This window comes from Cytobacillus depressus, assembly GCF_008923245.1.
Lineage (GTDB): Bacteria > Bacillota > Bacilli > Bacillales > Cytobacillaceae > Cytobacillus > Cytobacillus depressus.
In genome coordinates this window covers 542,565-554,818 of sequence record NZ_WBOS01000001.1, presented here as the reverse complement: position 1 = coordinate 554,818, position 12,254 = coordinate 542,565, and the positions used below count along the sequence as shown (strand labels likewise).

11 protein-coding genes are annotated in these 12,254 nt (G+C 38.5%); 6 read left to right on the top strand and 5 right to left on the bottom strand.

Annotated elements, in window-relative coordinates; genetic code table 11:
* Nucleotides 1-100 precede the first annotated feature (100 nt).
* A complete protein-coding gene (locus F7731_RS02715; RefSeq protein WP_151533232.1) occupies nucleotides 101-937 on the top strand; it encodes a lipoate--protein ligase family protein in 837 nt (278 codons plus the stop codon).
* Nucleotides 938-997: 60 nt separating this feature from the next.
* Here the strand turns inward: F7731_RS02715 and F7731_RS02710 are convergent, their stop codons facing one another.
* Genes F7731_RS02710 through proV form a run of 3 tightly spaced genes read right to left on the bottom strand, consistent with a single transcriptional unit; the run spans nucleotide 998 to nucleotide 4,013 of the window.
* Nucleotides 998-1,903 (bottom strand): glycine betaine ABC transporter substrate-binding protein, encoded by a 906-nt coding sequence (locus tag F7731_RS02710; RefSeq protein ID WP_151533231.1) that lies wholly within the window; start codon nucleotides 1,901-1,903, stop codon nucleotides 998-1,000.
* The gene (locus F7731_RS02705; protein ID WP_151533230.1) at nucleotides 1,903-2,751 is read right to left on the bottom strand and encodes an ABC transporter permease; all 849 of its coding nucleotides are present in this window, start codon (nucleotides 2,749-2,751) and stop codon (nucleotides 1,903-1,905) included. The genes F7731_RS02710 and F7731_RS02705 overlap by 1 nt, the downstream gene beginning before the upstream one ends.
* Entirely contained in the window at nucleotides 2,739-4,013 is a 1,275-nt protein-coding gene (gene proV, locus F7731_RS02700) for a glycine betaine/L-proline ABC transporter ATP-binding protein ProV (protein ID WP_151533229.1), read from the bottom strand. The genes F7731_RS02705 and proV overlap by 13 nt, the downstream gene beginning before the upstream one ends.
* Nucleotides 4,014-4,297: 284 nt before the next feature.
* Here proV and F7731_RS02695 point away from each other — a divergent pair, with 284 nt between their 5' ends.
* The 3 genes from F7731_RS02695 (at nucleotide 4,298) to F7731_RS02685 (ending at nucleotide 8,794) form a co-directional block, all read left to right on the top strand.
* Nucleotides 4,298-4,840, top strand: coding sequence for a GbsR/MarR family transcriptional regulator (locus tag F7731_RS02695; protein WP_151533228.1), 543 nt, complete (start codon nucleotides 4,298-4,300; stop codon nucleotides 4,838-4,840).
* A gap of 358 nt (nucleotides 4,841-5,198) precedes the next feature.
* Nucleotides 5,199-7,754 (top strand): vitamin B12-dependent ribonucleotide reductase, encoded by a 2,556-nt coding sequence (locus tag F7731_RS02690; RefSeq protein WP_151533227.1) that lies wholly within the window; start codon nucleotides 5,199-5,201, stop codon nucleotides 7,752-7,754.
* A 155-nt stretch (nucleotides 7,755-7,909) separates the two neighbouring features.
* Entirely contained in the window at nucleotides 7,910-8,794 is an 885-nt protein-coding gene (locus F7731_RS02685) for a patatin-like phospholipase family protein (protein ID WP_151533226.1), read from the top strand.
* 27 nt (nucleotides 8,795-8,821) lie between these two features.
* Here F7731_RS02685 and F7731_RS02680 read toward each other — a convergent pair whose 3' ends face one another.
* Entirely contained in the window at nucleotides 8,822-9,211 is a 390-nt protein-coding gene (locus tag F7731_RS02680) for an SA1362 family protein (protein ID WP_246197118.1), read from the bottom strand.
* Nucleotides 9,212-9,267: 56 nt separating this feature from the next.
* Nucleotides 9,268-10,212 carry a DUF1385 domain-containing protein gene (locus F7731_RS02675; protein WP_151533224.1) on the bottom strand — a complete coding sequence of 315 codons (945 nt, stop codon included), beginning with the start codon at nucleotides 10,210-10,212 and terminating at the stop codon, nucleotides 9,268-9,270.
* A gap of 304 nt (nucleotides 10,213-10,516) precedes the next feature.
* On the opposite strand from F7731_RS02675, the gene F7731_RS02670 reads away from it, so the two are divergent.
* Nucleotides 10,517-11,029, top strand: coding sequence for a YqhR family membrane protein (locus F7731_RS02670; protein WP_151533223.1), 513 nt, complete (start codon nucleotides 10,517-10,519; stop codon nucleotides 11,027-11,029).
* A gap of 132 nt (nucleotides 11,030-11,161) precedes the next feature.
* Nucleotides 11,162-12,223, top strand: a complete 1,062-nt coding sequence (locus F7731_RS02665) for a M24 family metallopeptidase (protein WP_151533222.1) — start codon at nucleotides 11,162-11,164, stop codon at nucleotides 12,221-12,223.
* Nucleotides 12,224-12,254 lie beyond the last annotated feature (31 nt).

The window sequence follows — 12,254 nt, the reverse complement described above, 5'->3', positions numbered from 1 at the left end:
ACAAATTCCCTAATAAAAATCATCTAGCTTTGTTTTTTTGCAATTTTTTGATAGACTTGAAATCGCATAAGATTAACAAATGTAAATGGGGTTTTATAAAATGGGAAAAGAAACTTGGCGTTTTATTGATACGGGGTTACAGTCTCCTACTTTTAATATGGCGCTAGATGAAGCGTTACTTGATTGGCATAGTGAGGGAAAGATCCCTCCAACTATTCGATTTTATGGCTGGAATCCGGCAACGCTATCAATTGGCTATTTTCAAAAGGTTGATAGAGAGATTAATATGGAAGCGGTTAAACAATATGGTTTAGGATTTGTTCGAAGGCCAACAGGAGGTAGGGGAGTACTTCATGATCATGAACTGACATATAGTGTCATCGTCTCCGAAGAGCATCCAGAAATGCCGAAATCGGTGACTGAAGCGTATCGGGTTATTTCCGAAGGAATATTAAAAGGCTTTCACCATTTAGGAATGGATGCCTATTTCGCTGTTCCTAGAACAAATGAGGAAAAAGAGTCGCTGAAAAACCCGCGTTCCGCTGTATGCTTTGATGCACCGAGCTGGTATGAGCTTGTTGTGGAGGGAAGAAAAGTTGCAGGAAGTGCCCAAACAAGACAAAAAGGGGTCATTCTTCAGCACGGCTCTATTTTACTCGACATTGAAGAAGATAAGCTCTTTAGCTTATTTAAATACCCAAGTGAGCGGGTAAAGGAAAGGATGCAAAAGGCTTTTAAAAATAAAGCTGTCGCCATCAATGAAATCAGTAAGGAAAGAATTACGCTTGACCAAGCAAAAGAGGCATTTCGTAAAGGGTTTGCGGAAGGGCTTAATATTGAACTTGAGCCACAAGAGCTCACTCCAGCTGAATTGGATTACGTTAATAAAATTGCTAAAGAACGATATGAACAAGACGAGTGGAATTTTAAAAGATAAATTAGGCTCGGCTTGCTAATAAAGAAAAGACAATGCCAATGAGACATTGTCTTTTCTTTATTATTTTTTTAAGTCTTCTATAGAGTCAATCTCCATATAAGATGGCACTACTAGCCCAATTTTTGTCCCTTCCATATTTGGACCTAAATCTTCGAATTTACCATCGAATTTTTCATAATAATCAGCATGTGTGACAGGCAGCCATGCAGCGACACTTGCGTCAAGGCTTCCATCAGCAACACCAGCCCATAGTGGGCCAGCTTCAATCTGGCGAAGTGTAACTTTATATCCAAGGTCAGATAACACAGTCGCGATTACATTTGTACTAGCAATTTCACTATCCCAAGCAACATAGCCAAGTGTTATTTTCTCCCCATTAGCTTTTTCTACGCCTTCCGTCCATTTGGCTACTTTGTCAGCATTTGCCTCAACCCAGGCTTTAGCAGCCTTTTCTGGATCTTCGCCATCTGTTATTTTTACCATAACATCTGCCATTTCATCAGCAGTCCAATGGAATTGATTAAGAAACTTGTAGGCTGATGGGTGATCTTCAGCAAGCCCTAAGCGGGCAATTGTATTAATATTCTCTTCTCCACCGTATACCCCTTTAGGATCTTCTAAATATTTTAAATCAAATTTAGAGAATTTCCAATGTGGCGTCCAGCCAGTGATAATGATTGGCTCTTTCTTGGCATAGGCTTTTTTTAATGTAGCAGTCATCGCGGCACCTGACCCTTCGACGACATCCCAATCATTTAACTCATATTCTTTAACAGCGGCTTCTGTCGCTTTCATTATTCCTGCACCTGGATCAATCCCGATGATCTTGTAATCAACGCTTTCACCTACAGATTGATTTCCTTTTTCTGTTTTATCTTCGTTACTACCCGCTTTGTCCGAGCTACAAGCAGCCAGTCCTAATGCAAGGACTGGAATCATTAGTGTAGACATCCATTTTTTCTTCATTACATATTTCCCCCTTGTTTTTTAATTCCTATATTTTGGGTAATCCGGTCAAGGATAATAGCGATAACCACGATCGCTAGACCTGCCTCAAAACCTTTACCAATTTGAATTTGTGTAACCGCACGATAGACGTCAGCCCCAAGTCCAGGTGCCCCTACCATAGACGCTATTACAACCATGGACAGTGCAAGCATGATACTTTGGTTAATCCCAGCCATGATCGTAGGCATAGCAAGAGGAAGCTGCACTTTTAAAAGCCTTTGACTAGTTGTCGATCCGAAGCTTTCAGTTGCTTCGATAATATCTGCGGGAACTTGTTGTATTCCAAGTATCGTCAGTCTAATGGTTGGAGGCATAGCGAAAATGACAGATGCAACAACACCAGGCACGACACCAATATTAAAGAAAAAGATAGCTGGAATTAAATAGACAAAAGCTGGCATTGTTTGCATGAAATCCAAAATAGGGGTGATAACCTGTTTCGCCTTTTTATTTTGAGATGCCCATATGCCCGCAGGCACACCGATGAGAACTGAGAGGATGACAGCTGTTAAAACTAAAGCGAGTGTTTCAAGCATTTGTTCCCAATAGCCTAAATTGTTTATTAAGAACAGACCGATAACAGTAAATAGTGCCATTCCTTTTGATACCAATTTCCAAGCTAATAAACCTAATAGAATAATAAAAATATAGAATGGAATAATATTTAAAACAGAAACTAGCCCTTCGACAACCCCTTCAAGTCCATTAGTTATCCCATCGAAAGCTGCTTCAAAAGTGATTGTTAGCCAATCAACAAAGTGATCGACCCATATTGCAATCGGAAGTTTTGGTATTAAGCCTTCCATTTGATCACCATCCCTTTATCTGTTTTACCTACTGCGGCTTCTTTTTTTGCCGCTTCAAAATCATTTATTACGTCGTTATTTCCTGCCAAAGCACCAATAACAGCCCCTCTAACAAGAATGCCTAGAAGGCGATCATTTTCATCTACAACGGCAACAGGAATCGTTGCGGTGGAAACTTTGTCAAATAGGTTGGATAAAAATGTATCCCCGTTCACTTTTTGAACCTTCGAATCTAGTATATTTTCTAAGGAAAGACCTCGATCTGCAGCCATTTTTGCATCTGCGGCATGAATAACCCCCAGCAGGGATTTTTTCTTATCTACTGCATAAATGCTTGAAATTCCGAGTTCTCTCATCATCTGTAAAGCAACACGCGGGCCTTTGTCGATTTGTACGGTTTCAGCTCTTTTCATGACATGGCTTGCCGTTAAGACTTTCGATAAATCCACATCTTCGACAAAGCGTTCTACATACTTGTTTGAAGGATTCATTAAAATTTCTTCTGGAGTACCAATTTGAACAATTTCCCCATCCTTCATTAAAGCGATACGATCACCAATTCTAAGGGCTTCATCCAAATCATGAGTGATAAAGACAATTGTTTTTTCCATCTTTGTTTGAAGCTCTAATAATTCATCTTGCATATCTTTCCTTATTAATGGATCAAGTGCACTGAAGGCTTCATCCATTAATAAAATATCAGGATTGTTTGCAAGCGCTCTCGCTAACCCTACTCGCTGCTGCATTCCTCCGCTTAGCTGGTCAGGAAATTGATTCTCATATCCTTCTAAATCGACGAGCTTGAGAGCATTTAAGGCCTTTTGTTTTCTTTCTTCCTTATTCACACCTTGAATTTCTAACCCATATTCCGTATTTTCAAGGACTGTTCGATGAGGGAGGAGCGCAAACTTTTGGAAAACCATACTAATTTTTTTTCGTCGAACTTCTCTTAACTCATCTTTTTTCATTTTTGTGATATCTTTTCCGTCTATCAATACTTCGCCTTCAGATGGGTCTATAAGTCGGTTAAGAGTACGGACTAATGTGGATTTACCACTTCCCGATAGACCCATTATAACGAAGATTTCTCCAGCACAAACATTAAAAGATGCTTGATTCACACCAATTGTTGAACCGGTTTTTTTAAGAATTTCGCTTTTGCTGTTTCCTTCTTGAAGAAGCTGTAAAGCTTTTTTCGTATTCCTTCCGAAAATTTTTGTTACATTTTTTACGCTTAATTTTGCGTTTTCATCATTCAAAATAAGTCACCTCGTTTATTTTCACGCCGAACAGAAAGACCTTTTAATTGTATAGGTTTTCAAAACTAAAGAGCAAAGCCGATATTGCTCCATAATTATCCGTAAAGTTTATACAGTAAAAACTGAACGTACTGTACTTACCGTTTACTTAGAAATGCTTTCGTTTCCTTCCATTTCCTTATTTAAAAGCTGCTTTACTTTCAAAAAAAAAATGTTACTCTAATAATTGGTCGCTAATTATGGGGACAATAATAACAAATTTACATTTATGGAAGTGAACTGTTTACATGAATGGAAAAGAACAGCTTGAGCATGTTCGTGAACGAGTGATTGAAACGATTGCGATGAATATGAACTTGTATGGTGTCACTGATTCTGTCGGCAGATTGTATGGAATGCTGTATTTTCACGATCAGCCAATGACTCTTGATGAAATGAAAGAAGAGCTTGGGATGAGTAAGACGAGCATGAGTACTTCTGTACGCACTTTACTAGAGCTTAAAATGGTCGAAAAGATCTGGAAAAAGGGAATAAGGAAGGATTTGTATCAAGCAGAAGAAGACTGGTACCAAACCTTTGTTGATTTTTTTACAATTAAATGGCGAGCTGGAATATCAATGAATGTCGGAGCAATGACAAAATCAATTAAAGAGCTGCAAGATATAGTAAACAGTGAAGAAACAGAAGAGGAAGTTCGAAAGGCTGCTGTCGTTGATATGGAGAAAATGAAGGATGCACTTAGCTATTATAAATGGCTGAATCGCTTAGTCGACAGTTTTGAGACGGGAGAAATATTTGCCTATATTCCGAAAGAAAACGATAAAAAATGAGGATGACTTAATAAAGTCATCCTCATTTTTTTGTGGGACGAAATGGAAAATAAATCAAACTGTGTTTCATGATTGTGCAAGTCGCAAATTATATTAAAATTTGTCTAAATCTGTCTTAATCCTGTGTTTATCTATTATTTTCTCCGCATTATAGTTTTTTTTGATTTTGACAAAAAAGAAAATCCGTGAGTGAAACACAATATGTAGTGGTTTTAAAAAACTTTAATTACTATATATTGATTTTGGTAATTTGGTGTGATAACGTTGATATTACAAAACATTTAATAGAGGTTAATGGTTATTAATAGTCTATTAAATGATTAAAAATTGAATACTTTCTTTTGAAGGAGTTGTGAAAATGTCTGTAGCATTAGGACAAAAGATGAGTGTTAATATTGATCGTTTAAACGAAGACATCCGATTATTTCCTCAAGTTCACCCTATCACCTCTGATATGAAAATGACCCACAAAGGGGTTTCCCGTTTAGTTATGCTTGATAGGTACACATTTAAGGATACGGAAAAAATTACATTAACTAATGGGGACTTTGTCGTACTTACCATCAAAGAAGATCCTAAATTCCCTGCCCGAGGGCTTGGTTACATTTTAGAAATGGATTGGGAAAACAAAGCAGCATCCGTTCTAGTCGAAGAAGATTACAGAGGAGTGCTTGATGATCCAGAAGAAGCAAAAACGGGCATCATTAAGAGATCTCTAGATGTGATTGAAAAACCATTAGAGCTATTTTATGAGCAAATTGCGAAACGTAACGCAACTGGCTTAGCAGCAGTTGAAGAAACAGAGAAAAGGCAAGTTTGGTTCGAGAAGTTTTATCAAGAGCTTTCTAGCTTAAACTTCATTCCAGCGGGACGCGTTCTTTACGGAGCTGGTGCTGATACGGATGTAACGTATTTTAACTGTTACGTAATGCCATTTGTTGCTGACTCACGTGAAGGTATTTCCGAGCACCGTAAGCAAGTCATGGAAATCATGAGCCGCGGCGGCGGAGTCGGAACGAACGGTTCAACCTTAAGACCGCGCAACACATTGGCAAAAGGTGTTAACGGCAAATCATCAGGATCTGTATCCTGGCTGGATGATATTGCGAAGCTGACACATCTTGTCGAGCAAGGAGGTTCCAGACGGGGCGCACAAATGATTATGCTGGCGGACTGGCATCCTGACATTATTGAATTCATCATTTCAAAAATGCAAAATCCTAGAATATTACGTTTCCTTCTTGAAACGACAAATGATGAAATGATTAAGAAATATGCGAAAGAAAAACTGAAATTTACTCCTTTCACTGAACAAGAAATAGCGATGTACCAAGGAATTATTAACTATAAAAACATTCCTGGCTACGGTGGCTTTAGTGAAAAGATTATTCTTGATGCGGAAGATAAGCTTGAAGTGGGCGGCACATACTCTGTTCATAATTCTGAATTCCTTACAGGCGCAAACATTTCTGTATGCTTAACAAAAGAATTTATGGATGCAGCTGAAAATGATGCTGAATATGAGCTGCGCTTCCCAGATGTAGAAGCCTATGATAAAGAAGAGATGCACATTTATAATGAGGAATGGCATAAAGTTGGAGATGTTCGCGAATGGGAGAAGCTTGGACATAAAGTGCGTGTTTATCGCAAAATCAAAGCGAAAGAGCTTTGGAATTTAATCAACATTTGCGCTACTTACTCAGCAGAGCCAGGTATATTCTTTATTGACAATGCCAATGACATGACGAATGCAAAAGCATATGGTCAAAAGGTAGTAGCAACAAACCCATGTGGGGAGCAACCTCTTGCACCATATAGTGTTTGTAATTTAGCTGCTGTCAACTTAGCTGAAATGGCAGATAAAGAGAATAAAACGGTTAACTTTGACAAGTTAAAGCGAACAGTCGAAGTAGGAGTTAGAATGCAGGATAATGTCATTAATGCTACTCCGTACTTCCTTGAAGAAAATAAAAAGCAAGCTCTTGGCGAACGCCGTGTGGGCCTTGGGGTAATGGGTCTTCACGACTTATTAATCTACTGCGAAACTGAATATGGCTCTGAAAAAGGCAATGAGCTTGTCGATAAAGTATTCGAAACAATTGCTACAACAGCTTATCGTGCTTCGGTAGAGCTTGCGAAAGAAAAGGGTAGCTTCCCATTCTTAACTGCAGAAACAGTTGAAGAAACAAACAGACTGCGAAAAGCCTTTACAGAAACAGGCTTCATGCAGAAAATGCCAGAGGATATCCGTGAAGCTATTCTTGAAAATGGTATTCGTAATTCGCATTTGCTAACCGTTGCTCCGACTGGATCCACAGGAACCATGGTCGGGGTATCGACCGGACTTGAGCCTTACTTCTCATTCTCCTACTTTAGAAGCGGTCGTCTAGGCAAATTCATTGAAGTAAAGGCTGATATCGTTCAAGAGTATTTAGATAAAAATCCAGAAGCAGATCCAAATAATCTTCCGGATTGGTTTATTGCAGCAATGGATTTATCACCTGAAGCGCATGCTGATGTGCAATGCATTATCCAGCGCTGGATCGACAGCTCAATTAGTAAAACGGTCAATGCGCCGAAAGGCTACAGCGTAGAACAAGTTGAAAAAGTGTATGAGCGCCTCTATCGCGGTGGTGCAAAAGGCGGAACTGTTTATGTGGACGGCTCCCGAGATTCACAAGTTTTAACCTTAAAAGCAGAAGAAAACAGCTTTGAAGAAACAAACTTTGGCAAAAAAGAGAAAACAAAACAGCATGTCGTGCTTGTTGACACAATTAATGATCTCCGTTCAACAAATGTAATCGGATCAGAAGTTGGCAACACATGCCCAGTCTGCCGAAAAGGAAGCGTTGAGGAAATCGGCGGATGCAATACTTGTACGAACTGTAATGCCCAATTAAAATGCGGCTTATAATGATAAGTTAGTGGAAAAGAAGATGAGGATTCACCTTGTCTTCTTTTTCTTTTTTGGAACTAAAATTATAATTTTTAAAAAATATAGCCTTGTCCCGTACTAATTTTTAATTTCCCTGATTAAAGATGTATTAATACATCAATAGGGGTGCTGCCATGGATATTGATGGTGTTTTTTCCGGGGGAGGTATTAAAGGCTTTGCGCTTATCGGAGCGTATGAAGAACTCGAAAAGCGAGGGTTCCGTTTTAAGCGAGTTGCCGGTACAAGCGCTGGATCTATTATCGCTGCCTTGATTGCGGCGAATTACTCAAGTAAAGAAATTTATCAAATTATGGACGAATTAGAGCTCAAGCAATTACTTGATCCACGAAATACTATTTTTCCCTTTTCTGTAATGAAATGGATTTTGTTATATTGGCGACTAGGGTTGTATAAAGGTGATGCATTAGAAAAATGGCTTGCTGAAAAGTTAGCGGCGAGGGGAGTAAGGAAATTTTCAGATTTACAGCCACAGGCTTTACGTGTCATCGCTTCAGATTTAACAAACGATCAATTAATTGTTCTCCCAGACGACCTCGTAAAATATGGGATCGATCCGACATCCTTTCCTGTTGCCAAAGCAATACGTATGAGCTGTAGCATGCCATATTTTTTTGAACCTGTTAAACTTTATACAAAGCGAAATACGAGTATTGTTGTTGATGGCGGCGTATTAAGTAATTTTCCGATGTGGCTATTTGATAAAGATAATATCCAGAAGGAACGTCCGGTTTTGGGCGTGCAGCTCAGTTCGCATATTTCTGATCGTCCGCCAAATAAAATTAATAATGCGATTCAAATGTTTGGAGCCTTATTTGAAACAATGAAGGAAGCTCATGATTCTCGTTATATCTCTAAAAGGCATGCCCACAACATTATTTTCATCCCAACTGAAGGACTACTTACGACTGAATTTCAATTAACTCCTGAGAAAAAAGAGGAAATCGTTAATTTAGGTAGAGATTGTACGAAGAAATTCTTCTCAAAATGGAGCTATTAAATTAAGGAAACAAAAAGACCGAGCTATTTAAAGCGAAGCTCGGTCTTTCTTTTTGCCTTTTTTTCCATCGATGACAGTTAAGTGTGAAGACGAGGATTTTTTTCTCGGCTTATTAATGGAAGTAAGAGATTTAAGGTTTGCCTTCCGGCTATTATTTTTTCCGGCATCATTATGAACAAAACGCCTTTTGGATTTTTTGGCTGCACGAATAAATGCTCGTTGCTCTTGTTTTCTAGGGCCAGCGCTATTAAAACGTTGAAAGATGAAGTAAACTACAGCACCAACGAGTAAAATGACAGCTATGCTCCGCAAAAAACCGGCGGGATTTGAAATCATACTGCTGGACACTCCTAAAACAGCAAGTAGGATGAGACCAGAAATAACAAATAGTGAAATCCGATTTTTCAAGAAAGCCACCTCCCTATGAGCATGATGAGCATTTTTCCAATCTTTTAAACTTATAGTGAAAAATATTAAACGATTTCTTCTGTTTTTAGGTTTTCTTCAGTTTCTTTTTCTTTAGCCAATAATTTTTCAAAAGATAAAATCGCCACTTCCACTTGGTCGTCCTTCGGCTCCTTTGTTGTTAGCAGCTGCAGCCATAAACCAGGAAAGCCTAAAAACTTTAGCACAGGAACATTTCTTACCTTATTTGTTAATTGCAGAACTTCGAAGGATATGCCTAGCACAACAGGAATAAGTGCAAGGCGATTTAAAACACGTACATATAATGGTTCAGTAGGTACGAGTAAATATACAAATACACCAATGATTACGGTGAATAGGATGAAGCTGCTGCCGCAGCGGTAATGAAGCCGTGATTGGGCTTGAACATTTTCCACTGTTAACTCTTTCCCGTTTTCGAACGCGTTAATCACTTTATGCTCTGCCCCGTGATATTGGAACACTCTTTTTATTATAGGAGTTAGCGAGACGAAATAAATATAACCGAGCAATAATAGCAGTTTAAAAAAGCCTTCAATTAATATTTGGGCAATATGTCCAGGGAAAATTGGCTTCATTAAGGCAGCCAAAAAAACAGGGATAAGTGTAAAAATAAATTTGCCGAATAGGAAGGAAATGACACCAACAGCAGCAATGCCGAGCCACATCGTTAATTTAGAGCCTTCTTGTTCATTCAATTTTTCATCTTCGCTAGGATCCAAGTCATATCTTTCCGTTGAAAAATTTAAATGCTTAGAGCCGTTTGCGCTGGCTTCAATAATGGCAATGATCCCGCGAATAAAGGGAATTTTTTTTAATAACTGTAATGATGGATGTGATTTACGCGGCAGCTCAAAATATTCTATGGTGCTATCCTTTCGGCGTACAGCTGTCACATAATGATGCTTTCCGCCGAACATAACACCTTCCACAACCGCTTGCCCCCCATATACAGGCTTTTGAATTTTTGACATCTCTATTTGCACCAACCTCATATAAACTCGGAATGTAACAGCTATAAACATGGGTGTATTTTAATCACTTCACTGATTCCGAAAAACTGGTTATCTGGGAAATCAGCCTTTTCAAAGTATAAATCCACCAAAGCTGTATGTACCTATCCTTATTCTACTAAAAACTCAAAAAAACCTCTAGGAATGACGACACTTTGCAAAAATAAATTTATTTTGAAAAGAGACATTGAAAAAAGGAGGTAAAAAATTTTTATATGCAAGGGAATAAATGCATAAGGACATAATATGAGTGGAGGTGGATTTAATGTCGGAAGAAAAGCATAAAGATCAGCAACAAGATGAAAAGCCGATGTCGTTTGTATCAATGGTTATTGTAACGGGACTAATTGGGGGATTATTTTGGAGCCTCCTTGGTTATTTAGCACATCTCATTAATTTAACTGAAATACATCCGAATGTAATTTTGGAACCATGGGCTGCTGGAAATTGGAAAAATAGCGGGCCTGGTACGTTTATTGCTATTTTGCTTATAGGAGCTGTTTCCATCGTAGTGGCTCTTATTTATTATGCATTATTACGGAGGTTTCCTAGTATTTGGGTTGGAATACTCTATGGAATTGGTCTTTTCTGTATAGTGTTTTTTGTTTTAAATCCAATTTTTCCAGGGATTAGTCCCATTAAAGAGCTAAGTAGAGATACACTTATTACATCTATATGTTTATATGTGTTATATGGTGTATTTGTCGGATACTCAATTTCTTATGAGGAAGGGGAAATTCAATACAGAGAAAAGCGGGCAAATGACGCTAAATCTTAAATCTACACGTAAGGAAACTATTTTTATTAGAATTTCATTTATGATAGAATGTTCTTGTTGTTTGACTTTTTGGAAATTCAGGTGACCTTGTGAGATCCTGCATATATTTAGATGAAAAAGGGAGAGAGAAACATGGAAAAATTACAAAAGCTTCGCACTGCTTTTGGGCGTTTAGACATTGATGGCATGCTGATAACAAGTGAATTTAACCGCCGTTATATGACAAATTTCACTGGATCAGCTGGAGTTGTCTTAATCAGCGGAGAAAGTGCCCAGTTTATTACTGATTTCCGTTATATTGAGCAAGCTAGTGCAGAATGCCAAGGATATGAAATTGTAAAACATACAGGCTCTATCCCTAATGAAGTAGCAGAGCAGGCAAAAAAACTAGGTATCAAGAAGCTTGGATTTGAACAAGACCATCTAACTTATTCAAGCTTTAAAGCGTATGAAGAAGCTGTTCAGGGCGAAATGGTTCCTGTATCTAGTGAAATTGAAAAATTACGCTTGATTAAGAGTGATGCAGAGCTTAAGATATTAAAGTCAGCCGCTGAGATTGCAGATGCAGCATTTACACATATACTTACTTTCATTCGACCTGGAATCACTGAACTTGATGTGTCAAATGAATTAGAGTTCTTTATGCGAAAAGCTGGTGCGGCTTCATCATCTTTTGATATTATCGTTGCTTCTGGCTACCGCTCAGCACTTCCCCATGGAAGAGCAAGTGACAAAGTAATTGAGAAAGGCGACTTTGTTACTTTAGATTATGGTGCTTATTATAACGGGTACATATCTGATATCACTCGTACTCTTGCAGTGGGAGAACCTGACGAGAAGCTGAAAGAAATTTATGATATAGTTCTAGAAGCACAATTACGCGGGATGAATGGTCTTAAGCCTGGATTGAGCTGTAAAGAAGCAGATGCTCTGACACGCGACTACATCACTGAAAAAGGTTACGGAGAATATTTCGGCCACTCAACTGGTCATGGAATTGGCCTTGAAGTTCATGAAGGACCGTCCCTTTCTTATAAATCTGATGTAATTCTTGAAACTGGAATGGTTGTAACGGTTGAGCCAGGCATTTACATACCTGGTCTTGGCGGAGTTCGAATTGAGGATGACACGGTCATTACAAAAGATCATAATCAATCGCTGACTCACTCAACAAAGGAACTAATCATTCTTTAAGAAAACAAGTAGGACAGAACATAGGAGGATT

What these genes read in the sequence shown, in the direction of transcription:
- F7731_RS02715 (WP_151533232.1), top strand. Translation starts at nt 101, where the DNA reads ATGGGAAAAGAAACTTGGCGTTTTATTGATACGGGGTTACAGTCTCCT.
- F7731_RS02710 (WP_151533231.1), bottom strand. Translation starts at nt 1,903, where the DNA reads ATGAAGAAAAAATGGATGTCTACACTAATGATTCCAGTCCTTGCATTA.
- F7731_RS02705 (WP_151533230.1), bottom strand. Translation starts at nt 2,751, where the DNA reads ATGGAAGGCTTAATACCAAAACTTCCGATTGCAATATGGGTCGATCAC.
- F7731_RS02695 (WP_151533228.1), top strand. Translation starts at nt 4,298, where the DNA reads ATGAATGGAAAAGAACAGCTTGAGCATGTTCGTGAACGAGTGATTGAA.
- F7731_RS02690 (WP_151533227.1), top strand. Translation starts at nt 5,199, where the DNA reads ATGTCTGTAGCATTAGGACAAAAGATGAGTGTTAATATTGATCGTTTA.
- F7731_RS02685 (WP_151533226.1), top strand. Translation starts at nt 7,910, where the DNA reads ATGGATATTGATGGTGTTTTTTCCGGGGGAGGTATTAAAGGCTTTGCG.
- F7731_RS02675 (WP_151533224.1), bottom strand. Translation starts at nt 10,212, where the DNA reads ATGTCAAAAATTCAAAAGCCTGTATATGGGGGGCAAGCGGTTGTGGAA.
- F7731_RS02670 (WP_151533223.1), top strand. Translation starts at nt 10,517, where the DNA reads ATGTCGGAAGAAAAGCATAAAGATCAGCAACAAGATGAAAAGCCGATG.
- F7731_RS02665 (WP_151533222.1), top strand. Translation starts at nt 11,162, where the DNA reads ATGGAAAAATTACAAAAGCTTCGCACTGCTTTTGGGCGTTTAGACATT.